A 24,867-nucleotide genomic window follows, 5' to 3' on the forward strand; every position below is an offset into this window, starting at 1 on the left:
TTTATACCTCAATTCCAAACAACATTTTTGCATTATTTGTCGTTGTTTTTGTAACTTCATCAAGTGGTACTTTCTTTATTTGCGCAATTTTACTTGCTATGTAATAAAGATTTGATGGTTCGTTTCTTCTTCCTCTAAATGGTTCTGGAGACATATAAGGCGAATCTGTTTCAATTAAGATATGTTTTAAATCAATATTTTTTACAATCTTAATTAATTCCTCATTCTTATTTTTAAAGGTAATAGGGCCGTCAATTCCAATATAAAAACCTAAGTCAATTGCTTTTAATGCATCTTCATAGTCACCAGAAAAACAGTGGAAAACACCATATACTTTTCCTTTATACTTCTTAACAATTTCATATGATTCAGAAAATGAATTTCTAGTATGAATAATAATTGGAAGATTAAGTTTAATTGCTTTTTTTATTTGTTCTTCAAAAATCTTTATTTGTATTTCTTTATTATCACTACGCCAGTAAAAATCAAGACCAATTTCGCCAACTGCAATTACTTTTTCATTATTATATATACTATCTAAGTCTAGGTGGTTGGAATCATCAACATAACCTGGATGAATTCCTACTGTTGCGTAAATGTTAGAATAAGTTTTTGCAAGCTCAATTGCCTTGATACTTGACTCTAAATCTACACCGATTGCGATAATTTTTTCTACACCTTTTTTTTGAGCATTATGTAATATAGTTTCGATATTTGAAGACAATTCTTCAAAATTAATATGCGCATGTGTATCTATCATCATACCAACTCCCTTGCTACTTAAATTGTATCACTAAATGAAAGTATTTACTATTAAATGGAGAAGATAAATAAAAAAAGACTCAAATATGTAAAATATTTGAATCTTTTAAAAATATTAATTATTTAATAATTTTAACAACTGTACCAGCACCAACTGTACGTCCACCTTCACGAATTGAGAACTTTGTTCCTTCTTCGATAGCGATTGGGTGAATTAAGTCGATGTGTAAGTTTGTATTATCTCCTGGCATAACCATTTCTGTTCCTTCAGGTAATGTAACGATTCCTGTTACGTCTGTTGTTCTGAAGTAGAATTGTGGTCTATAGTTTGAGAAGAATGCTGTATGACGTCCACCTTCTTCTTTTGATAATACGTAAACTTGTGCTTCAAATTCTGAGTGTGGGTTTACTGATTTAGGTTTTGCTAAAACTTGTCCACGTTCGATATCATCACGTGATACACCACGTAATAATGCACCGATGTTGTCTCCAGCTTCTGCATAGTCTAATAATTTTCTAAACATTTCAACACCTGTAACTGTTGTTGTTTTTGTATCTTTAATACCAACGATTTCAACTGCGTCTCCAACTTTAACTTGTCCTCTTTCAACACGTCCTGTTGCTACAGTTCCACGTCCTGTAATTGTAAATACGTCTTCAACTGGCATTAAGAATGGTTTGTCAACTGGTCTTGCTGGTGTGTCGATGTATGAATCAACTGCTGCCATTAATTCAAAGATTTTTTCTGAATATGCTGCGTCACCTTCTAATGCTTTAAGTGCTGATCCACGGATAACTGGAATGTCATCACCTGGGAAATCGTATTCTGAAAGTAATTCTCTTACTTCCATTTCTACTAAGTCTAATAATTCTTCATCATCAACCATGTCTGCTTTGTTTAAGAATACAACTAACTTAGGTACCCCAACTTGGCGTGCAAGTAAGATGTGTTCTCTTGTTTGTGGCATTGGGCCGTCTGCTGCTGATACTACTAAGATACCACCATCCATTTGTGCTGCACCTGTAATCATGTTTTTAACATAGTCAGCGTGACCTGGACAGTCTACGTGTGCGTAGTGACGGTTTTCTGTTTCGTATTCAACGTGTGAAGTATTAATTGTAATACCTCTTTCTCTTTCTTCTGGTGCTTTATCGATTGCAGCATAATCTTGTTTTTGTGCAAATCCTTTAGTTGCTAATACGTTTGTAATTGCAGCTGTTAAAGTTGTTTTACCATGGTCAACGTGTCCAATTGTTCCAACGTTAACATGTGGTTTTGTTCTTTCGAATTTTTGTTTTGCCATTTTATTTTCCTCCTAATTAGGTTATTTTTTTAATATTTTTATCTATCATTATTATTTTATAATAGATTGACTTTTTTTGCAACTATTATTTGTTTCCTGTACGTTTCTTAATAATTTCTTCAGTGATTGATTTTGGAGTTGGTTCATAATGTGAAAATTGCATTATTGATGTAGCTCTACCTTGTGTATTTGAACGAAGTGCAGTTGCATATCCGAACATTTCTGATAAAGGAACATCTGCAGTAATAGCAACAGCATTACCACGACCTTCTTGATCTTTTAATCTACCACGTCTTGATGTTAAGTCACCAATAACGTTACCTACGTAATCGTTTGGTGTAACTACTTCAACATTCATAATTGGTTCTAAAATTGTAGGACCAGCAACGTTTTTTGTTTCTTTTAAAGCCATTGATGCAGCGATCTTAAATGCCATTTCAGATGAGTCAACATCATGATATGATCCATCAAATAGTGTTGCTTTAATATCAATAACTGGATAACCAGCAACAATACCTGTGCTTAATGCTTCTTCAATACCTTTACCTACTGCTGGAATATATTCTCTAGGAACAACCCCACCAACAATTTTGTCAACAAATTCAAATCCTTTACCTGGATTTGGTTCAAATTTAACCCAAACATGTCCGTATTGTCCACGTCCACCTGACTGACGAACGAATTTTCCTTCGATTTCAGCTGTTTTAGAAATTGTTTCACGGTATGAAACTTGTGGTTCATTTACGTTTGCTTCTACTTTAAATTCTCTTCTTAATCTATCAACGATAATATCTAAGTGTAACTCACCCATACCAGCAATAATTGTTTGACCTGTTTCACGGTCTGTAAATGCTTTAAATGTTGGATCTTCTTCTGCAAGTTTTCCTAAAGCAACACTCATCTTATCTTGATCTTGTTTTGTTTTTGGTTCAATAGCTACGTTAATAACTGGTTCTGGGAAGTTCATTGATTCTAAGATTAAAGTATCTTTTTCTTCAACTAATGAATCACCTGTACCTGTATCTTTTAACCCAACTACTGCTGCAATATCACCTGCGAATACTTCATCAATTTCTTCACGGTGGTTAGCATGCATTAATAAGATACGTCCAAATCTTTCTCTCTTATCTTTTGAAGAGTTTGTTACGTATGAACCTGCTTTAATACTTCCTGAATATACACGGAAGAATGTTAAGCGTCCAACGAATGGATCTGTCATAACTTTAAATGCTAAAGCTGTAAATTTTTCATCATCTGATGCTAGTCTAACAACTTCTTTATCTTTATCATTAATACCAATAACTGGTGGAATGTCAAGTGGTGAAGGTAAGTAGTCAATTGCAGCATCTAATACTAATTTAACACCTTTGTTTTTGAAAGCTGTTCCACATAATACTGGGAAAAACTCTACTGTTAAAGTAGCTTTTCTAATTACTTCTTTTAACTTAGCAGGTGCTACTTCTTCACCTTCTAAGAATGACATCATTAAATCTTCATCAAAGTCTGCTAAAGTTTCAATTAATTCATTTCTTTTTTCAACTGCATGATCCATCATATGTGCTGGAATTGCAATTTCTTTATAATTTTCTTCTGGATTACCATCAAAATGATATGCTTTCATTTCAATTAAATCAATAATTCCATCAAAGTCTGCTTCAGCACCAATTGGTAATTGAATTGGAGCAGCTTTAGCTCCTAAACGATTTGTAATTGTACTAATTGCGTATTCGAAGTCAGCACCAATTTTATCCATTTTATTAACGAATACAATTCTTGGTACTTTATATTCTGTAGCTTGACGCCATACTGTTTCTGTTTGTGGCTCAACACCTGCTTGTGCATCAAGTACTGTAACAGCACCATCTAATACACGAAGTGATCTTGAAACTTCAACTGTGAAGTCGACGTGCCCTGGAGTATCAATAACGTTAAAACGATAGTCTCTCCAGTGTGCAGTTGTAGCAGCTGATGTAATGGTAATGCCTCGTTCTTGTTCTTGTTCCATCCAGTCCATTTGAGCGGCACCATCATGTGTTTCCCCTACTCTATGGATTTTACCTGTATGGAAAAGAATTCTTTCTGTTGTAGTTGTTTTACCGGCATCAATGTGAGCCATGATTCCGATATTACGAACTTTATCTAATGATATATTACGTGGCATAATACATTTCTCCTTCTAAAATCTTACCAACGGTAATGAGCGAATGCTTTATTAGCTTCGGCCATTCTGTGGGTATCTTCACGTTTTTTAACTGATGCTCCAGTTCCTTGTGATGCATCAACTATTTCTTTTGCTAATTTTTCTTCCATTGTTTTTTCATGACGTAGTCTTGAATATTTAATTAACCATCTTAACCCTAAAGCTTGACGACGTTCTGGTCTAACTTCAACTGGTACTTGGTAGTTTTGTCCACCGATACGACGAGCTCTAGTTTCAACTACTGGCATAATATTATTAATTGCTTCATTAAATACTTCAATTGGATTTCTTCCTGTTTGGTCTTCGATACGTTTGAATGCACCATATAAAATAGATTGTGCAGTACCTTTTTTACCATCAACCATAATTTGGTTGATTGCTTTTGTTACTAATTTTGAATCATAAATTGGATCAGGCAAAACATCGCGTTTTGCTATGTAACCTTTACGTGGCATTAGATTCACCTTCTTTCATAGATTTTTATATTTTAATTAATTTTTATTTTTTCTTTGCTCTTTTTGCACCATATTTTGAACGTGCTTGTTTACGATTTGCAACACCTGATGCATCTAATGTACCACGAACGATATGATATCTAACTCCAGGTAAGTCTTTAACTCTACCACCACGAATTAATACCACAATGTGTTCTTGTAGTGAGTGTCCAATTCCAGGGATATAAGCTGTTACTTCTGTACCATTTGATAATCTAACACGTGCATACTTACGTAGGGCTGAGTTAGGTTTCCTTGGTGTCATTGTTGTAACACGTGTACAAACTCCACGTTTTTGTGGTGAGTCATATAGACTTCTTTTCTTTTGTAATGTGTTAAATCCATAACTAAGTGCAGGAGATTTTGTTTTATCTTCTTTTTGAACACGACCATTTTTGATTAATTGTTGTATTGTTGGCATTTCTAGCTCCTTTCTGACACACACCGGGGCGTACCATTATTCTTTTCAAAAATAAATTGGTCCGAAAACCAAGTCATTTTAGTTGTTTCATTTCAACGTTATTATTATAAACTATCTAGTTCAATATTGCAAGTATTTTATTTTTCTTTACTAAAAATATTGCTTAATTGCTCTTTTACTTGCAATAACATCTAATTCTTCTTTTAAAACTGTAATAACTACACTACCCTTAGCTCCTCTTTCACCATCAACATTCCAAACTACATTGTTTGTTGTTGATATTTCAAAGCGACTAGAAACTAGTGCATCATGATTTTTGTTCTTTCTTCCTCTATTAATGAAGAAACCTAAAACTCTAGCAGTCCTAAACTTCTTATTATAAGGTATTAATCTAAGCTCTAATAATCCATCATTCATTTTTGCATTAGTAAAACCTGTTAAATACATTCCACCAACTCTTTTTGCACTAAGACCTAATACTAAAATATATTCATTAACTAATGTTCCACCATCATGTTTAATAGTCATCTTCATATTATATTTATTAATTAAATCTTTAGCACCTTCAGTAAGATAGGCAATATAACCATATTTTTTTAATTTTCTTCTTGATATATCATAACTGATTTTAGTTAAAACACCAGCTGCAGTTGTATAGAAAAAGTATTTATCATTAATTTTATTAATATCTATCTTTACCGGATTATCTTGGAAAATTAATTTAAGAGTTCTTCTAACATTTTTATTTATTCCTAAAATAGCTGCCGAATCATTTGCAGTACCACTTGGCATAATTGCAAATTTCGGTCTATATTCACTTCTCATAATACCATTAATTACTTCATTAATTGATCCGTCCCCACCAGATACAATTAAATAGTCATAATTACCTGCTTCTAAATAAGCTTTTTCATTTAAATCATTAGCCTTTTTAGAAGGATATACATCTAAATGTAAGTTTCTATTTTCAAATTGTTTTTTAATAAAATCAATTTTTTTATGAAACTTTCCTTTACCACTTACTGGATTATATAACAATAAATACCTCAAAATATCCACCCCTCGCACATGATTTTATTTTATCATAATTATATAATAAATAAAAGTCTTCAGACCGAAGACTTTTTAATGTAACTATGAATTAAATTAATTGCTATTGCACCAATTCCATTACCGATAAGCATTATTATTAAATATAAAAACATTTTAAATGAGAATGTCTTTGCTAATACTAAATAAGCAATATTTGCAATGCTATGTTCAAAACAACTAACTAAGAAAACTACCACACTTAATATAACTATTATGTTTTTACCAAAATCATTATTTATATTATTAAACCCATCAACGGCAGTATACATTAAAATACCACATAATATTGAAAGAGCTAGTACTTTATACCACTGGTTATTAAACTTAATTGAAACTAGCGAACTTGCATATTCATTAATTTCATTTACACCTACTAAGTTCATTAATAAGCCAATTGCTAAAATACCAATAGTATTACCTAAAATAGTTTCTAAGATCATTTTTACATTACCTTTTTCATAAGGTAATAAATAACCAACCTTACCAGTATATAAATAATATCCTCTATTTACAATAACTAATAAAGCAATACTAAATAAAATACTTGCTACTAACTTATTTCCTGTCGTACTTAAAACATAAATATAAACGATTGCTGCTAGGGCAATATATACCCCTGATAAAATACCTTTTAAAATTACATTACTGTGTTTCAATTTTCTTCTTCCTATTCTTTTTTAAATGCGTAAAGAATACCTACTATTTTATTAACTAACTTAACTGGTAACAATCTTTTTAAAAAAATCATTACTTTATACTTATTACCAATTACTTTTACTAGTGGCATCTTTTTTCTTAACATTGTTTTATAAATAACTTTGCTAGCATAAAGTGTACTCATACCATTTTGTTCATCTTTTTCCATCACACCAATTGATTTTTCAACTCTTTTTTCATAAACATCAATTTCATTTTCATTTTTTCTTCTGTTTTTTGTAAAATTAGTTTTAATATCACCTGGTAAGATCACAGATACTCCAATACCGTAAGGACTAACTTCATTAGCTAAACCCTCACTAAAAGTTTTTACCGCAGCCTTTGAGCTACTATAAAAGGTTTGAAATGGGATTGAAAACTCACTTGCAACGCTACCTACATTTAATATTTTACCACATCCGTTTGCTCTCATCAAAGGCAAAGTGTATTTTGTGGTTAAAAATGTCCCAATAAAATTAACTTCAAAGATTCTTCTAACATCAAAAGTACTACTTGCTTCAACACTACCAGAAATTCCCATCCCAGCATTATTAATTAAATAGTCAATTTTACCTTCTATTTCATAGACATGGTTAATTAGGCTACTAATTTCTTCTTCATTAGTAACATCACCTTTTAGACTTACAACATTTGAAATACTAAAATCACTTCTAGCAATACCGTATACTTTCATTCCTTTATTTGCTAGAAATCCTGAAAGTTCACAACCAATACCTTGTGATGCACCAGTAATGATTGCTACTTTCATTTTAATAACTCTTCTTCACTTGGTAGATTATTTAAAACACTAACAATTGTATCCATTGCTTTATCTAGTAATTCTTTCGGGTGTGTTGACATAAAACTAGTTCTAATTAAACACTCTCCCGGTACAGTTGCTGGTGGTAATACTGGATTTACATAAACCCCCATCTTAAATAATAAGTTGCAAGCAACCATTGTTCTAACTGGCGTATATGTATAAATAGGAATAATTGGTGTCACAGATTCTTTAATCTTTAACCCACGTTTGACTAAACCACTTCTTACATAATTACCAACATCTTGTAATGCTTTAACTCTTTCTGGTTCTCTTTTTAAAATCTCAAGTGACTTACTTGCTGCCATTGTATTTGCTGGTGGTATTGCAGCATTAAAAATATATGGTCTTGAGTGATGTCTTACATACTCAATAACATCATGAAGTCCTGCAATAAAACCACCACTACTTGCAAGTGACTTAGAAAATGTTCCCATAATAATATCTATCTCATCATTTAAGTCAAAGTGTTCACCTGTCCCACGACCTGTTTTACCCATAACACCTAACCCATGAGCATCATCAACCATCAATCTAGCATTGTATTTCTTCTTTAATTCAACTAGTTTAGGTAAGTTACATAAATCTCCACCCATACTGAAAACACCGTCTGTAACGATTAATTTACCCTTATTAGGGCTTGCTTCCATTAACTTTTTCTCTAAGTCTTCCATATCATTATGATTGTATCTAACAACCTCTGCATAACTTAGCTTTATTCCATCATAAATGCTCGCATGATTTTCTTTATCACTAAAGATAATATCATTTCTCCCAGCAATCGCTGAAATAAACCCTAAATTAGACTGATACCCCGTTGAAAAGATTGTAGCATCTTCTTTACCAACAAACTCTGCTAAATCTTTCTCTAACTTTTTATGAATATCTAATGTTCCATTTAAGAATCTAGATCCTGAAACACCTGTTCCATATTTTAATGTAGCATCAACTGATGCTTTAATTACTTCTTCATGTGATGTTAATCCTAAATAGTTATTTGAACCAATCATGATTAGTTCTTGTCCTTCCATATTTACTAAAACATCTTGTTTAGTTGTTAACTCATGAAAATAAGGATAATATCCTCCAGCCTTAGCAATCTTTGCTGTTTCATAAGTAAATGCTTTTTTAAATATATCCATGTTATACCTCTCTTTATTTTTTTCTCTCTTAGACTCAATTTTACCATATTACTATTTATTTTGATATCATAAAAAAAACCATTCAAAAATGGTTTAAATAGTAAAGCTATTGTAAGAATAAATTTTATAATTATTTTTAATAAAAAAACACCCAAAAATTAATTTGAGTGTTTAATTAAAATATTAATAATCAAAATCTTCGTCTTCTAAGTATTGTTTTTTATCTTCTGGTTCATAGTTAAAGTATTTATCATTTAAAATACCTGTACCAGCTGGAATTAATCCCCCGATAATAACATTTTCTTTTAAGCCGTGTAGTTCGTCAACTGAACCTTTAATTGCTGCTTCAGTTAAGATCTTAGTTGTTTCTTGGAATGATGCAGCTGATAAGAATGAATCACTTCTTAGTGATGCTCTTGTAATACCAAGTAAGATTGGTTTACCAACTGGTAATCTTGTTCCATTTCTTAAAGCTTCTCTTACAGCATTTTTAAATACTGGTACGGATACTTCAGAACCTGGTAATAAATTAGAATCACCTTCAGAAATAACTAATATACGTCTAAACATTTGTCTTACAATAATTTCAATGTGTTTATCACTAATTTCTACTTCTTGAGCTGAATATACTTTTTGAACTTCTTCTAAAATATATTGTTGTGTAGCATCAGCTGATAATACTCTAAGTAATTGTTTTGGATTAATGTTACCTTGTGATAGTTTTTGACCTGGAGTAACATTTTGTCCTTTTTTAACTAATATTTCAACGTTTGGATCAATCATATATTTAAAGTCTGATTGTTCTTTTTGATTACTTAAGATATCTAATTGATATCCTGATTCGGTTTCTTTAATGTCTTTAACAACACCATTTACTTCACTTTGAATTCCTGATGATGTTAAATCTAAGCCATCAATAACTTTTTCATTTATTTTTACTAGTAAGTGATCTTCTTTATCTACATAGTATGTATATAATGCTTGTTCTCTTACATTTTCAGTAATAACAATTTCGTATGAACCATTCTTTTGACGAGTTACTTCTTTTACTTTACCATTTACTTCACTGATCTTAGCTTCCCCTTTTGGAGTTCTAGCTTCAAATAATTCTTGAATACGTGGTAACCCTTGAGTAATATCGCTCGCTGAAGCAACCCCTCCGGTATGGAAAGTACGCATTGTAAGCTGTGTTCCTGGTTCCCCAATTGATTGAGCAGCAACAACACCTACAGCATCCCCAACTTCCACATTTGTGTTAGTTGCTAGGTTTCTACCATAAGCTTTTGCTGAAACACCATTGTCTGAGTTACATGTTAGAACACTTCTAATATCAACTTCAGTTACACCGGCTTTTACAATTTCTGCAACAACTTCTTCAGTAATTAATTCATTTCTACCAATAATTTGTTTCTTAGTTTTTGGATTTAAGACAGGAGAGTTAGCATATCTACCTAAGATACGGTTTTTCATTGGAACAATAACTTTGTTTCCTTCAACAATATCTTTAATTAGTAATCCTTTGTCTGAGAAACAATCTTCTTCAACAACGATAACTTCTTGTGATACGTCAACTAATCTTCTTGTTAAATATCCTGATTCAGCTGTTTTTAACGCTGTATCGGTTGATCCTTTTCTCGCACCGTGAGTTGAAATAAAGAATTCAGAAACGGTTAAACCTTCCCTAAATGATGCTTGAACTGGAACTTCGATTTTTTCCCCTTTAGGGTTAACCATCAGACCACGCATCCCTGATAACTGAACAAATGAGTTGATTGAACCACGAGCTCCTGAATCAATCATCATGTAGATATGATTTTCTTCATCTAACTCTTTTTTAAGTTCTTCTTTAATCTTGTTATTAGCTTCTTCCCATAATTCAATAATCAGTTTTCTTCTTTCTTCTTTTGTTGCTAGACCTTCTTCATAAGCATCTTCAACATCATGAACTTTTCCAGTTACTTCTTTAATCAATTCTTCTTTTTTAGAATATACGTTAATATCTGCAAATGAGATTGTAAATCCAGCAACTGTTGAATATTTAAATCCTAAGTCTTTAATTTTGTCTAATATTTTTGATGTTTCACTAATATTTAATAGTTTAAATACTCTTGAAATGATTTTACCTAAGAAACTCTTGTTAAATGGTTTTGGTATTTCTAGATTTGGTAATACATCATGAGGATTTGTTCCTTTTGGTATGAAGTATTTATCTGGAACACCGTTTTCAAGGTTTAATTCTGTTGGTTCATTTAAATAATAGAAACTATCTGGTAATACTTGGTTAAAGATTAATTTACCATATGTAGTTACTAAATACATTTCTTTTTGTTTATCAGTAAATTGGTGTTTTAGAATTGTTGGCTTAACAATAATTCTTGTATGTAGACCAATTTCTTTTTTATCATATGCAAGTTCTAATTCTTTTAAATCATAGAAGAATTTACCTTCATTACGGTTAACAAAAGCATATTTTTCACTATTTTCCATATTAGGAGCTTTAGCTAATTCTGCTTCCATTGTTAAGTAATAATTACCTAAAACCATATCCTGTGATGGTGTAACAACTGGTTTACCATCTTTAGGGTTTAAAATATTGTTACTTGCTAACATTAATAATCTTGCTTCGGCTTGAGCTTCATTTGAAAGTGGAACGTGAACAGGCATTTGGTCCCCGTCAAAGTCCGCGTTAAACGCTGGAGTTACAAGTGGATGTAATCTAATTGCTTTACCATCGATTAATTTTGGTTCAAATGCTTGAATACCAAGTCTGTGTAATGTAGGAGCACGGTTAAGTAGTACTGGATGTTCCTTAACAACTTTTTCTAATGCTTGCCATACATCATCATCCATTGAATCATATTTATTATTAACGTTTTTCTTATCTAATTTTTGTGATAATTGTAATTCTCTTAAAACGAATGGTTTAAATAGAATAATCGCCATTTGACGTGGAATACCACATTGATACATTTCTAAGTCTGGACCAACAATAATTACTGAACGGCCAGAATAGTCAACACGTTTACCAAGTAAGTTTTGACGTAATCTACCTTGTTTACCTCTTAACATATCTGATAATGATTTTAGACTTCTACCACGTTCTACTGTTTGTTTTTTACCACGTTTTGAGTTATCAATTAATGCATCTACTGCATCTTGTAACATACGTTTTTCGTTTTGTAAGATTAAGCGAGGTGCTCTTTCTTGTTTTTGTTTTTTAAGTCTATTATTTCTATTTAAAATTCTTCTGTATAAGTCGTTTAAGTCAGTTGTAGCAAATCTATCACCGTCTAAAGCAACCATTGGTCTTAAATCAGGTGGTATAACTGGAATAACATCTAATACCATCCACTCTGGTTTATTATCTGAATTATTAAATGATTCTACTACTTCTAAACGTTTAATTGCTTTTTCACGTTTTTGTGCAGATTTTGATTTAGCTTTACGTCTTAAGATTTGAACTTCCTTATCTAAATCTAATTCCATTAATAATGTCTTAATTGCTTGAGCACCAGTTTCAGCTGTAAATTGTAATGGATATCTTTCTAGTAACTGTGTATATTCTTGTTCTGATAAAATTGTTTTCTTTGCTAAAGGTGTACTTCCTGGATCAGTTACGATATATGAAGCAAGGTAGATAACACTTTCTAATTGTTTAGATTTAATACCTAATAAAATAGCAAGTTTTGATGGTGTACTCTTGATATACCATGTATGTACTACTGGTGCTTCTAATTCGATATGACCCATTCTTTCACGTCTAACTTTTGATTGAGTAATTTCAATACCACATTTTGGACAAATTTGTCCTTTGTTAATATTTTGTTTTTTACCACAAGCACATTGATAGTCTTTAGTTGGTCCGAAAATTCTTTCACAGAAAAGTCCACCTGTTTCAGGTTTTGCAGTTCTATAGTTAATTGTTTCATGAGTCTTAACTTCACCATATGACCATTGTCTAATTTCATTTGGTGAAGCAAGTCTAATCTTAAAGTGGGTAAAGCTTCTTGAACCATAACCTTTACGTAATGGTTCAACTTCTTTTTTAATACGTTTTGATAAGTCAATGTCTTTTGCTGCTTCTTCATTATCTTCTTCATAGTATGAAGCTTCTCCTTCAACAAAAGGAACTAATGCTGGAATTTCAAATAAAGTAAATAATTCGTTTAATTCACTTAATAAAATCTCATCATCTTCAAATAATGAATAAAGTGTTCTTTTATCATATTTAACTAATTCTTCAAATGTATTAATTCTTGCTGCTTTTAATTTATCAATTATTTCATCATTTAAGTTTAAATTTTCTAATTTATTTGGTAGGAAATATTTTTTAAGTACTGGTAATATTTCTCCAAAAACATCGTCTAAAATTAAATTAATTTCTTTAAGAGTAAAAGTATTAAAATCTTCTAATGTATCAATCGCTGATAATTTTAATTTTTCTAATACTGTATCAGATAATTTTAAACTTTCAACTGGAGTTTTTAATATATCATTATTCATTAATAATTTCCTCCTTTTTTACCATTAAATAATGGTCTATTTGCTTCGTTAACACCTGTTTGATTATCAATCAACTCAACATATAAACCAAGTGATTGTAATTCTCTAGTGAAAACTCTAAATGATTCTGGAATGCTTGGTTTTGGAATCTCTTTACCTGTAGTAATCGCGCTATAAACATTATTTCTACCAATCATATCATCTGATTTAACAGTTAATATTTCTTGTAATGTATGTGCGGCACCATAAGCATATAGAGTCCAAACTTCCATTTCCCCAAATCTTTGTCCACCGTTTTGTGCCTTACCACCCATTGGTTGTTGAGTAACAAGTGTGTATGGTCCAACTGATCTAGCATGTAATTTATCATCAACCATGTGTGATAGTTTAATCATATACATCACACCAACGGAGATTCTATTATCAAATGCTTCACCGGTTCTACCATCATATAAAACAGTTTTACCATCATCATCTAATCCTGCTTCTTTCATAACTGCTCTTAATTCACTATCTGTTACACCATCAAATACTGGTGTTGCAACTTTAATGCCTAATTTTTTAGCAGCCATTCCTAAGTGGATTTCTAAAACTTGTCCAATGTTCATTCTTGATGGAACCCCTAGTGGGTTTAACATGATGTCTACTGGTGTACCATCAGCCATATGTGGCATATCTTCTCTTGGTAAAATCTTAGAGATAACCCCTTTATTACCATGACGACCAGCCATCTTATCGCCTTCTGTAATCTTACGTTTTTGAGCAACAAACACTTTAATTGATTTGTTTACACCTGGAGGTAAGATATCACCGTTTGCTTTTGAATAAACTTGAATTTTTTGAACAATTCCTCCACCACCATGTGGCACTCTTAATGAAGTATCACGGTAATCTCTTGACTTATCACCTAAAATACTTTGGATTAATCGTTCTGAAGGTGTTGGATCATTTACTCCCTTAGGTGTAATCTTACCAACTAAAATATCTCCTTCTTTAACTTCACTACCTACAATGATAATACCTTCTGAGTCTAATTTCTTTAACGCGTCTGTTGATGCTTGTGGTACTTCTCTTGTAATTTCTTCTTGGTAGCTTGAGCTTGTTGTTTTAATATCTCTTGTTTCAATTTCATATTCATCAATATGGATTGATGTATAAACGTCATTTTTAACTAAATCTTCTGACATGATAATAGCATCTTCATAGTTATATCCGTCCCATGTCATAAATGCCACAGTTACGTTTCTACCAAGTGCTAATTCACCATTTTCAGTTGATGCTCCATCAGAGATTAAATCACCAACATTAATTTTTTCACCTAATTCAACTAAAGGTTTTTGTAAGATAAAAGTATCTTGGTTTGATCGGTTGAATTTTTGTAACCAATAAACTTCACTATCATCTTGACCATATTCACGTAATTTACGAGCAACTTCACTATTAAATCCAATTTCTGGATCATATAAAACATTACCTGCAAATTTTACCTTTTCAGTTGGTTCTTTTGTAATAACTATTTTAGCTGCATCAACATAAGTTACATAACCTTCGTGATTTGAAACTAAAACTGCACCAGAGTCTTTAGCGGCACGGTATTCAACACCTGTCCCAACAATTGGTGATTCAGGAGCAATTAAAGGTACTGCTTGACGTTGCATGTTTGCACCCATTAACGCACGAGTAGCATCATCGTGTTCAAGGAATGGAATTGTTGCTGTTGAAACAGAAACAATTTGTTTAGGTGAAACGTCCATGTGAGTAAACTCATCACGGTAGTAAATATTAGTTTCACCAGCATGACGTCCAATAATTCTTTTTTCAACAAAATCGCCATTTTCATCTAATGGAGTTGCTGCTGAAGCAATAACTTTATCTTTTTCTTCATCTGCTGTTAAATATTCAATTTCATTAATTACTCGTGGAATTGGTCTACCATTTTCATCAAGTCTTGATAAGTCTAATTTAAAATATGGTGTTTGAATAAAGCCGTATTTATCAGCTTTACTATATGTTGAAAGTGATGAAATTAACCCAATTGATGGACCTTCAGGTGTTTCAATTGGACAAATTCTACCATAGTGAGTATTATGCACGTCACGTACTTCAACCCCAGCTCTATCTCTAGCAATACCACCAGTACCTAAGGCAGATACTCTTCTTTTTTGTGTTAATTCACTCAGTGGGTTTACTTGATCCATGAACTGTGATAATTGGCTACTACCAAAGAATGTTTTAATAACACCTGATAGTGGTGACATATTAATAATACTATTTGGTGTTGCATCAGAAAAACTTACTGTTGACATTTTATCTTTAATATTTTTCTCTGTTCTTGCTAAACCAATTCTAAATTGATTCTTTAATAATTCACCAATTAATCTAAGTCTTCTATTACCTAAATGGTCAATATCATCTGTTTCACCTAAGCCATCATAAAGATTAATATAATAACTCATTGAAGCAATAATATCTGATAGAGTAATATGAATTCTATCTTCTAATTGATAGTTACCTACAACATCAATTTTCTTTGTTTTTTCAGTAATTTCTTCATCTTCTTCTGTTAAATAAATCTTGATTTTTTCAACGATAACACCACGGCGTTCACGTTCTTTATCAAAGACTGATTTACCTTCTAAGAAGTACTTAATTACTCTTTCGTCTAAGCTTAAACGATTTTTTTGTAATTCAATAATTTTTTCTTCTGTAATTTCTTCATCTTTAAAGATAATTACTTCACCAGTTCTAATATTTGAAATATTTTCCTTAGCAAATAATCTATCTTCTTCTTGGTTATACACACCAAAAATTTCACTTGGTGCCTCATTTTCTAATGAATCTTCAATTGAAATTACTTCTTCTCTAATTGAATCACGATTTTCATTAATTAATTTTAAAACATCATCTGTTAAAAGAGTCTTTTCTTCAACTAAAACTTCACCAGTTTCAGCATTGAAAATATCTTCAGCTAGATAATAATTTTTTACACGTTTTAATAAGTCTAATTTCTTGTTTAATTTATAGCGACCAACTGGCATTAAATCATATCTTTTTTGATCGAAAAGACGAACACGTAAAAATTCCCTAGCAGCATTTGCAGGAACCTTGTCATCTTGTCTTAATTTTGAATATAATTCAATAATAACATCATCAGAATTTTTTGTTTCATCAATTTCTAATGTTTCTTTTAAATATTTTGAGTTACCAAAAAGATTTAAAATATCTTTATTTTTTGATAAACCAATTGAACGCATAAATGTTGTTAAAGGTAATTTTCTTGATCTATCAACCTTAACAAACATTTTATTTCTACTATCCATTTCATATTCGATCCAAGCACCACGAGTTGGGATTATTTGAGCAGTATACTTAATCTCATTTGTTTTTTTATCATAATCCTCGCTATAATATGCGCCTGATGATCTAATAATCTGTGAAACAACAACACGTTCAGCACCATTAATTATAAAAGTACCATTGGGAGTCATCATAGGAATATCTGTCATTAATGTAACATCTTCCCTAACTTGCCCTTCTTTAACACTTTCAAGTCTAACGCGAGCTTTTAATGTTCTAGAATATGTTTGGTCACGGTCTTTTGATTCTTGAATACCAAACTTTGGATTCTCTAAAAAGTGGTCCTCAAAATATAATTTAAGTTCCCCGTTATGCCCCACTATTGGTGAAATATCACGCAATAATTCTGCAATGTCATTTTCTAAGAAATCCGCAAAAGAATTTGTCTGTATTTCAATTAAATCTGGTAATTCAATATCATAACGCATCTTAGAATAGTTTCTTCTAACAGCATGTTTACCATATTTAACATCTCTAAAACTTGGATTGTTTCCCATTTTTTCTACTCCCATCATTTTCAATTTTTTTTATTATAAAACACAAAAAATCATGGACTTAACCACTATTATGCAATTTATAATATTACCACAATTAAATCAATATGTCAATTATTTTTATAACTTTCTACTATATAAAATCCAATATCCTTTATTTTTGTCAATTACCTCACAATTACCGAAAACTTCCAGTAATTTGTTAAAGGAAGAAGGAGCTCCTTGTTTCCTTTGGATAACCGAATAAATAACTCCACCCGAAACTAATTTTTCATAAGACTCTTCATATATTTTAAAAACAATATCTTTACCTGCTCTAATTGGTGGATTTGTTACTACAACATCAAAATAATTATTAGCCTTACTTAAAATGTCACTGATATTTGCTTCTATGTTTGATACATTGTTAATTTTAGCATTTTCTATTGATAAGTTTACTGCTCTTTCATTAACATCAAACATAAAGACATTACTATTTGGATAAAGTTTAGCAAGACTTATCCCAATTGGACCATAACCAGAACCAACATCAGCAATTTTAATCTTACTATCCTTTAATAAGACATTATTTATTAATACTCTACTTCCATAATCTAATCCATCTTTACTAAAAACTCCAGAGTTTGTTTTAAAAGTTAAATCTAGATCTCTTACATTTACTTTGATGGTTTTTATTTTATCTTCTAAAGACTCATCATTTTTGTAATAATGACTCATTTTACACCTCTTTTAATAAGTGAAAAAAACCTGAGTTATTTTCTCAGGTTAAATTTCTTATTTTAATAATTGAAATTATTTAATTTCAACTGTTGCTCCAGCTTCCACTAATTTTGCTTTTGCTTCTTCAGCAACGTCTGCTGCAACTGCTTCTTTAACAACTGCATCTGCTGTTTCTGTTAATGTTTTAGCATCTGCTAAACCTAAACCTGTTAATTCTCTAACAGCTTTAATAACAGCGATTTTGTTTCCACCGAATGATTTTAATATTACGTTGAATTCTGTTTGTTCTTCAGCTTCAACTGCTGCTGCAGGACCTGCTGCTGCTACTGCTGTTGGGTCAATACCAAATTCTTCTTTTAATCCATCTACTAATTCTTTAATTTCTAATAATGTCATTTCTTTTAAAGCTTCTACGAATGCTTCTTTAGTTAATTTTGCCATTTTTAATTCCTCCTAATTTTTTCTTAATTGTCTTTTTGTTCGCTAATCATATTTAATCCGATTGCGATTTCTCTTACTGGCATTAATAATCCAGCTGCTAATTGTGTTAATAATGTTTCTCTTGATGGTAAGTTTGCTAAATCCATAACTTCTTTATTTGTAACAACTTTACCTTCGATGATACCACCGTCAATAACAACAACTTTATTGTCTTTTGCAAAGTCTGCAATAATTTTTGCAGGAGCTACAACGTCATCAAATCCTAAGATTAATGCTTTTGGTCCTACAAATGCTTCTGCTAAACCTTCATAACCTGCTGCAATAGCTGCTCTTCTTGCGATGTTGTTTTTATGAACTGTAACATCACAACCTTCGTTACGTAGATTACGTCTTAATTTTGTAAATTGATCAACAGTTAATCCTTTGTAATCGAAAAGAATGGCAGTTTTTGCTAGTTTAATTTTTTCTTGTAAAACTTCAACCGCTGCAACTTTTTTTACTACACTTGCTCTTTCCATGAAAGTCCTCCTTCTTCAAATAAAAATCTCTCTTATTCCAAAGACAAAAAGAGAGACTAAATTAGTACCTCGGTAGAATATTAAGCATATCGCATCTACTGTCTTTGGTTAGGTTAAATTTTTATTATTTTTTAAATTCGCGCATATCATCGCGATCAATTTTAATACCAGGTCCCATACTTGAAGTAACTGTTAAGTTCTTTAGGTATGTTCCTTTTACTGTGCTTGGTTTGATTTGAACAATTCTTTCGAATAAAGTATGAATATTTTCTGCTAATTGTTCTTTAGTAAATGATACTTTACCTACAGAAGCATGAATGTTTCCTACTTTATCAACACGGTATTCAATCTTACCTGCTTTGATTTCTTTAACTGCATTAGCAACATCTAATGTTACTGTTCCAGTTTTTGGATTTGGCATTAATCCTTTAGGTCCTAAAACACGTCCTAGTTTACCTAATTGTGCCATCATGTCTGGTGTTGCAACGATAACATCGAAGTCAAACCAACCTTTTGAGATTTGATCAATTAAATCTTTATCTCCCACAAAATCTGCTCCTGCATCTTTTGCTTCTTTTGCTTTTTCGCCTTGAGCGATTACTACTACCTTTGAAACTTTACCTGTACCGTGTGGTAATACGATTGCACCTCTTAAATTTTGTTCCGCTTTACGTGGATCTAAGTTTAATCTGAATGCTACTTCAACTGAAGCATCGAATTTTACGGTAGAAGTTTTTTTAACTAATTCAGTTGCTTCTAAAAGTTTATATTCTTTTAATCTGTCAACTTGTTTAGCTGCTTCGAGGTATCTTTTTCCTCTTTTCATAAATATACTCCTCCAAAATGTGGTATAGCGGGATTTCCTCCCACAGTTTAGACCGTTAAATTAGTCTTCAATAATGATCCCCATGTTTTTTGCTGTTCCTTCAACAATTTTCATTGCTGCTTCAACATCAAAAGCATTTAAGTCAGGCATCTTCAATTCTGCAATTTCTCTTACTTTATCTCTTTTAATTGTAGCCACTTTTTCTTTGTTTGGCTTAGCTGATCCTCTTTGGATATTAGCTGCTTTTTTAAGTAAGTCACTTGCTGGTGGTGTTTTTGTCACAAATGTAAATGAACGGTCATCGTAAACTGAGATAACTACTGGAATTTTAACACCAAGAGCCATTTGTTCTTTTGTACGGTCATTAAATTGTTGACAAAATTGTGGAATGTTAACTTGCGCTTGACCTAATGCTGGTCCAACTGGTGGTGCTGGTGTAGCTTTACCTGCTGCAATTTGCAATTTAACTTCTCTTACAACTTTTAATTTTTTTGCCATGATACACATCCTCCTTCTTTTTATATAAGTATGTGGTTTATGAATTAATTCTCCCACTTTGGTGTGTTTTTACACGCGTTAATATTTTAACACCTTATATATGATTTGTCAACTTATAATTTTTAATTAATTTTTGCTAAGTTTTTTTCCATAAAAACAGCTTAAACTTATAAGATATTTTATCATGTTTTTTTTATCACGGTTTTATTTGACATTAAAGTTTTTGAAGTATAAAATACTATAAGGTAGAATATTATATATATCTTATTATATTAGTGAATTAGGAGGGTGTATCATGAAATTAATATTTTCTTACTTAATGAAACACAAAAAATACTTTATATTAAACTTAATAGCAATCTTCGGTGTTGCGATTGCTGAACTTGGAATAACACTTGTTATTTCTAATATTATTGATAAAGCTTTACCAAATAATAATGGTTTTGCTGGAGATTATGATTTGATGATAAAGCTTGGATCACTTTTAATCGTTGTTGCTTTAATTGGGGCAATCGGTAATGTTATTACAAACTTTGCATCCGTTAGAACTTCAACTCTAATCTTAGTTGATATTAGAAATGATGTTTTCAAAAAGGTTCAAACATTTTCAAGTGAAGAAATTAGCCAGTTTGGAATATCCTCACTTATTACAAGAACAACAAGTGATGTTTTTCAAATATTAAACTTTGTTAGTACTTTTTATCGTGTTGCATTTATGTCACCGGCAATTATTATTGTAGCTTTATTTTTAGTTGCTAAAAATATTCCTAGTCTACTTCCTGCAACATTAATTTCCATCCCAATTGTAATATTTGGTATCTTCATTGTTATTAAACTATCAAAACCTTTATCAGAAAGACAACAAGTAAACTTAGATAAATTAAATAAAGTTACGAGAGAAAACTTAACTGGGGTTAGAGTAGTTAGAGCATTTAGAAAAAACAAATATGAAGCAGAAAGATTTGATGAAGTTAGTGAAAGATATACTTCAACTAGTTTAAAACTTTTTAAAATTATGACTTCAACCGAACCAATCTTCTTCTTCATCTTAAACTTAATTGTAGTTATTACTTTATACTTCGCTGGTTTTGAAGCAAATAGACCAGGAACTAGTTTAACGATTGGTAGGATTACTGAGTTTTTTGATTATCAGTTTTTAATAATGTTTTCTATTTTATCATTTTCAATGTTATTTGTTTTATATCCTAGAACAATGGTTTCAGCAAGAAGAATTAGTGCAGTTTTAAATACTGATATTTCGATTAAAAATAAAGAAAATGCTTTAACATATGTAGAAAAGAAAGGTACACTAGAATTTAAGAATGTTTCATTTAAGTTTGTTGATAGTGACCTACCTGTTTTAGATAATATTAATTTTACAGCTAAAGCAGGTGAGACCGTCTCCTTTATCGGTTCAACCGGAAGTGGTAAATCGACTCTCATTAATTTAGTCCCTAGATTAACTGATGTTACTAGTGGAGAAATTTTACTTGACGGTGTAAATATAAAAGACTTTGATTTAAATTATTTAAGATCAAAAATTGGCTTTATCCCACAAAAAGCAATTCTATTTAACGGAACTATTGAGTCTAATATTAGATACGGAAAGAAAGATGCAACTAAGGAAGAAATTATAAATGCTGCTAAAGTTGCACAAGCTCACGAGTTTATTGTAAACAAGGAGTTAGGTTATAACGATCCAATTAGCGAGATGGGAGCAAACCTATCTGGAGGACAAAGACAAAGGGTCTCAATAGCACGTGCTATTGTTAAAAATCCAGACATTTATATCTTTGATGACTCATTCTCTGCCTTAGACTATAAAACTGCTTCAAACCTCAACCAGGCACTAAAGGAAGTATCTAAGAACGCTATTACATTGATTGTTGCTCAAAGAATTTCACAGATTATGAACTCAGATAAGATTATTGTCTTAAACAAAGGTAAGATCGTTGGAATTGGTAAACATAAGGAATTAATGAAAGATTGCCAAATCTACCAAGAAATTGCTAAGTCACAATTATCAGAGGAGGAGTTACAATGAAAAAATTATTAAGTTATTTTAAAAACTACTACTTTGTTATTATTACCTCTGTTATTTTAATTACAATTGTTGCATTACTTGTTTCTTATTCACCAATTTTAGAAAGTGAAATTATTGCAGCAATTCAAAAACAATTAGAAAATCCAATTGCTATTGATGACTTTAGAATTGTTTTATTAAGAATTGTTTTAACTCTTGTTATTGTCTATATTACTGTAGCAACGCTTAGATTAATTATTAACTTTTCACTTACTACAGCAATTCAAAAAACAATGAAGAAAATTAGAAATGACGTTCAACAAAAACTTCATAAAATGCCAGTTAGTTATTTTGATACTAAACCAATTGGTAATATTATGAGTATTATGTCAAATGATGTTGAGTCACTTGGTAATGGACTCCAACAAGCATTTGCTTCAATTATAAACTCTGTTTTATCAATTATCTTTGTATTATTCTTTATGCTTACTAAGTTAACCTGGCAATTTTCACTTCTTGCACTTATAATGTTTGTTATTATATTTTCAATCTCACGTGTAATCCTTAAATTCTCAGGCCCACTATATAGTAAAAGATTTAGAGTGTTTGGAACATTATCCGGACACCTTCAAGAACAATATAATGGCTTTAAAGAAATATCACTTTACAATAAACAAGAAGATTCTGCTTTAATGTTTGATGATATTATGGAAGATTTATCAGATGCAATCTTTAAATCAGATTTTGTCTCAGGTTTATTAAACCCTTTAGTAAGTACTGTTACTTATTTTACAATTGCTATTTTAGTATTAGTGGGTGGTAAGATGGCATTTGCTGGAGCAATTCCTCTTGCATTACTTCACGCAGGAATTAGATATATTTGGCGCTTAGCAAACCCAATTACCTCAATTACACAAATGAGTGTTATTGTTCAATCATCAATTGCTGCGGGTAAGAGAGTATTTAACTTTCTAGATGAAAAAGAAGAATCTGCTGATCCTGTAGAAACATTTAGCCTAGATGAAGTTAAAGGTCATATTGAACTTAAGAACGTAAGTTTTTCATATGTAGCTGATAAACCAATTTTAAAAAATATTTCATTTGAAGCAAAACCTGGTGAAATGATCGCAATCGTTGGTCCAACCGGAAGTGGTAAAACTACAATCATTAATCTTTTAATGAGATTTTATGAAATAAATGAAGGTGAAATATTATTAGATGGCATAAACATTAAAGATTTAAAACGTAATGATTTAAGAACATATTTTGGAATGGTTTTACAAGATACATGGTTATTTAATGGTACTATTGCTAATAATATTAAATACGGTAAAGATGATGCAGCAATGGAAGAAATTATTGATGCAGCAACACTTGCAAACATCAATCACTACGTTCATACATTACCGCTTGGTTATGATATGGAAATTAATGAAGAAGCTAATAATATTAGTCAAGGTGAGAAACAATTAATGACAATTGCTCGTGCTTTCCTTGCTGATCCTGCTATCTTAATTTTAGATGAGGCTACTTCTACCGTTGATACTAGACTTGAGTTAATGCTTCAAGAAGCAATGAGAAATATTATGAAAAATAGAACAAGTTTTGTTATTGCTCATAGATTATCAACAATTAAAAATGCTGATAAGATTATTGTTTTAAAAGATGGAGAAATTATTGAAATCGGAAATCATGAAACATTAATGAACAATCATGGTTTCTATGAACAACTATATAATAGTCAGTTTGATGAATAATTAAATTTAAGACTTAATTCAAGTTTATTGAGTTAAGTCTTTTTTCTTTATAAAAATAAAAAGGCAGGATAATAAATCATCTGCCTAAAGAAATGAATTAGTTAAATATTATTTTAACATTTTAACTCTATTAATCATATTTGTCATGATTAGTTGTTAATATATTTGTAATTATTTTTAACAGATTACCATAGTATTCTTTTTCAATTGGAAACTGTCTATTAAGTTCAGCTTCTTTTATTCCTTCTATTGCTTCTCTAATATTTTGATTATGATACAAAATTATTGATGATAAATATTTATTTAAATGACCGTACTCATCTAAGTTTTTCTTCTTAACTTTATCCTTGCTTTTTATAAATTTATTGTAATTCTCTTTTGCTTTTTCTTGGTTGTCTAAATAAAAATATGTGAAAGTTAACCAATAATATTTTCTGTATTGTAAATTTTTATTAGTGACTCCCTTTAATTCAGTAAAAAAATTATTATATTCTTCTTTGTGTAAATATGAGTACGCTCTATACAGTACCACATGATTTCTAAGACTATAGTATTTAGGTCTATACATTATTAATTTTGATCTTTTTAAGACTTCATCATATTTTCCTTCTTTAAATAATTCCACATTTTTTTTAGCGATAGTGAATTCAACTATTGATAACAAAATTGCTAAGATACTTGCTACGAAAAAAGTATATACTAAATAATCCCAATGAATAACGACATTTGTTAAAACTTTCATATTTGTTAATAAAATACTTGAAATTGTATTTTATTTTCCTCTCTTTCTATTTATTAT

18 protein-coding genes, 1 pseudogene and 1 other annotated feature are annotated in these 24,867 nt (G+C 30.9%); of the genes and pseudogenes, 2 read left to right on the forward strand and 17 right to left on the reverse strand.

Annotation, left to right across the window (positions count from 1 at the left end; genetic code table 11):
• Position 1 precedes the first annotated feature (1 nt).
• The 16 genes and pseudogenes from T352_RS0103515 to rplK form a co-directional block, all read right to left on the reverse strand.
• Positions 2-763 carry a TatD family hydrolase gene (locus tag T352_RS0103515; RefSeq protein ID WP_026391785.1) on the reverse strand — a complete coding sequence of 254 codons (762 nt, stop codon included), beginning with the start codon at positions 761-763 and terminating at the stop codon, positions 2-4.
• Between the two features lie 118 nt (positions 764-881).
• The gene (gene tuf / locus T352_RS0103520) at positions 882-2,066 is read right to left on the reverse strand and encodes an elongation factor Tu (protein WP_026391786.1); all 1,185 of its coding nucleotides are present in this window, start codon (positions 2,064-2,066) and stop codon (positions 882-884) included.
• An 85-nt stretch (positions 2,067-2,151) separates the two neighbouring features.
• Entirely contained in the window at positions 2,152-4,227 is a 2,076-nt protein-coding gene (gene fusA / locus T352_RS0103525; RefSeq protein WP_026391787.1) for an elongation factor G, read from the reverse strand.
• Between the two features lie 23 nt (positions 4,228-4,250).
• Positions 4,251-4,721, reverse strand: a complete 471-nt coding sequence (gene rpsG / locus T352_RS0103530) for a 30S ribosomal protein S7 (RefSeq protein WP_026391788.1) — start codon at positions 4,719-4,721, stop codon at positions 4,251-4,253.
• Between the two features lie 43 nt (positions 4,722-4,764).
• Positions 4,765-5,181 carry a 30S ribosomal protein S12 gene (rpsL, locus tag T352_RS0103535; RefSeq protein WP_026391789.1) on the reverse strand — a complete coding sequence of 139 codons (417 nt, stop codon included), beginning with the start codon at positions 5,179-5,181 and terminating at the stop codon, positions 4,765-4,767.
• 150 nt (positions 5,182-5,331) lie between these two features.
• Complete coding sequence (locus T352_RS0103540) at positions 5,332-6,231, reverse strand: diacylglycerol/lipid kinase family protein (RefSeq protein WP_026391790.1); 900 nt, start codon at positions 6,229-6,231, stop codon at positions 5,332-5,334.
• A 59-nt stretch (positions 6,232-6,290) separates the two neighbouring features.
• Positions 6,291-6,929 (reverse strand): DUF6427 family protein, encoded by a 639-nt coding sequence (locus T352_RS0103545; RefSeq protein ID WP_162151171.1) that lies wholly within the window; start codon positions 6,927-6,929, stop codon positions 6,291-6,293.
• An 11-nt stretch (positions 6,930-6,940) separates the two neighbouring features.
• A complete protein-coding gene (locus tag T352_RS0103550) occupies positions 6,941-7,738 on the reverse strand; it encodes an SDR family NAD(P)-dependent oxidoreductase (RefSeq protein ID WP_035345096.1) in 798 nt (265 codons plus the stop codon).
• Positions 7,735-8,931 carry an aminotransferase class I/II-fold pyridoxal phosphate-dependent enzyme gene (locus T352_RS0103555; protein ID WP_162151172.1) on the reverse strand — a complete coding sequence of 399 codons (1,197 nt, stop codon included), beginning with the start codon at positions 8,929-8,931 and terminating at the stop codon, positions 7,735-7,737. Before T352_RS0103555 ends, T352_RS0103550 begins: the two co-directional genes overlap by 4 nt.
• A 420-nt stretch (positions 8,932-9,351) precedes the next feature.
• Positions 9,352-13,434, reverse strand: a pseudogene (rpoC, locus tag T352_RS0103560) (DNA-directed RNA polymerase subunit beta'); the annotation flags it as partial.
• Positions 13,434-17,288 (reverse strand): DNA-directed RNA polymerase subunit beta, encoded by a 3,855-nt coding sequence (gene rpoB / locus T352_RS0103565; protein WP_026391795.1) that lies wholly within the window; start codon positions 17,286-17,288, stop codon positions 13,434-13,436. The pseudogene rpoC and the gene rpoB, both read right to left, overlap by 1 nt.
• Positions 17,289-17,405: 117 nt before the next feature.
• Complete coding sequence (locus tag T352_RS0103570; RefSeq protein ID WP_026391796.1) at positions 17,406-18,002, reverse strand: class I SAM-dependent methyltransferase; 597 nt, start codon at positions 18,000-18,002, stop codon at positions 17,406-17,408.
• Positions 18,003-18,077: 75 nt separating this feature from the next.
• The gene (gene rplL, locus T352_RS0103575) at positions 18,078-18,446 is read right to left on the reverse strand and encodes a 50S ribosomal protein L7/L12 (protein WP_026391797.1); all 369 of its coding nucleotides are present in this window, start codon (positions 18,444-18,446) and stop codon (positions 18,078-18,080) included.
• Positions 18,447-18,469: 23 nt separating this feature from the next.
• The gene (gene rplJ / locus T352_RS0103580; RefSeq protein ID WP_026391798.1) at positions 18,470-18,964 is read right to left on the reverse strand and encodes a 50S ribosomal protein L10; all 495 of its coding nucleotides are present in this window, start codon (positions 18,962-18,964) and stop codon (positions 18,470-18,472) included.
• 11 nt (positions 18,965-18,975) lie between these two features.
• Positions 18,976-19,090: a sequence feature (ribosomal protein L10 leader region), on the reverse strand.
• Positions 19,089-19,790, reverse strand: a complete 702-nt coding sequence (rplA, locus tag T352_RS0103585) for a 50S ribosomal protein L1 (protein WP_026391799.1) — start codon at positions 19,788-19,790, stop codon at positions 19,089-19,091. (Overlaps the previous feature by 2 nt.)
• Positions 19,791-19,850: 60 nt before the next feature.
• Complete coding sequence (rplK, locus tag T352_RS0103590; protein WP_026391800.1) at positions 19,851-20,288, reverse strand: 50S ribosomal protein L11; 438 nt, start codon at positions 20,286-20,288, stop codon at positions 19,851-19,853.
• Positions 20,289-20,583: 295 nt separating this feature from the next.
• Here rplK and T352_RS0103595 point away from each other — a divergent pair, with 295 nt between their 5' ends.
• Entirely contained in the window at positions 20,584-22,332 is a 1,749-nt protein-coding gene (locus tag T352_RS0103595) for an ABC transporter ATP-binding protein (RefSeq protein WP_162151173.1), read from the forward strand.
• The gene (locus T352_RS0103600) at positions 22,329-24,068 is read left to right on the forward strand and encodes an ABC transporter ATP-binding protein (RefSeq protein WP_026391802.1); all 1,740 of its coding nucleotides are present in this window, start codon (positions 22,329-22,331) and stop codon (positions 24,066-24,068) included. The genes T352_RS0103595 and T352_RS0103600 overlap by 4 nt, the downstream gene beginning before the upstream one ends.
• A 130-nt stretch (positions 24,069-24,198) precedes the next feature.
• Here the strand turns inward: T352_RS0103600 and T352_RS0103605 are convergent, their stop codons facing one another.
• Entirely contained in the window at positions 24,199-24,810 is a 612-nt protein-coding gene (locus T352_RS0103605; protein ID WP_026391803.1) for a hypothetical protein, read from the reverse strand.
• Between the last annotated feature and the right edge of the window lie 57 nt (positions 24,811-24,867).

The organism is Haploplasma modicum ATCC 29102 (assembly GCF_000687835.1).
Taxonomy (GTDB): domain Bacteria; phylum Bacillota_I; class Bacilli_A; order Acholeplasmatales; family Acholeplasmataceae; genus Haploplasma; species Haploplasma modicum.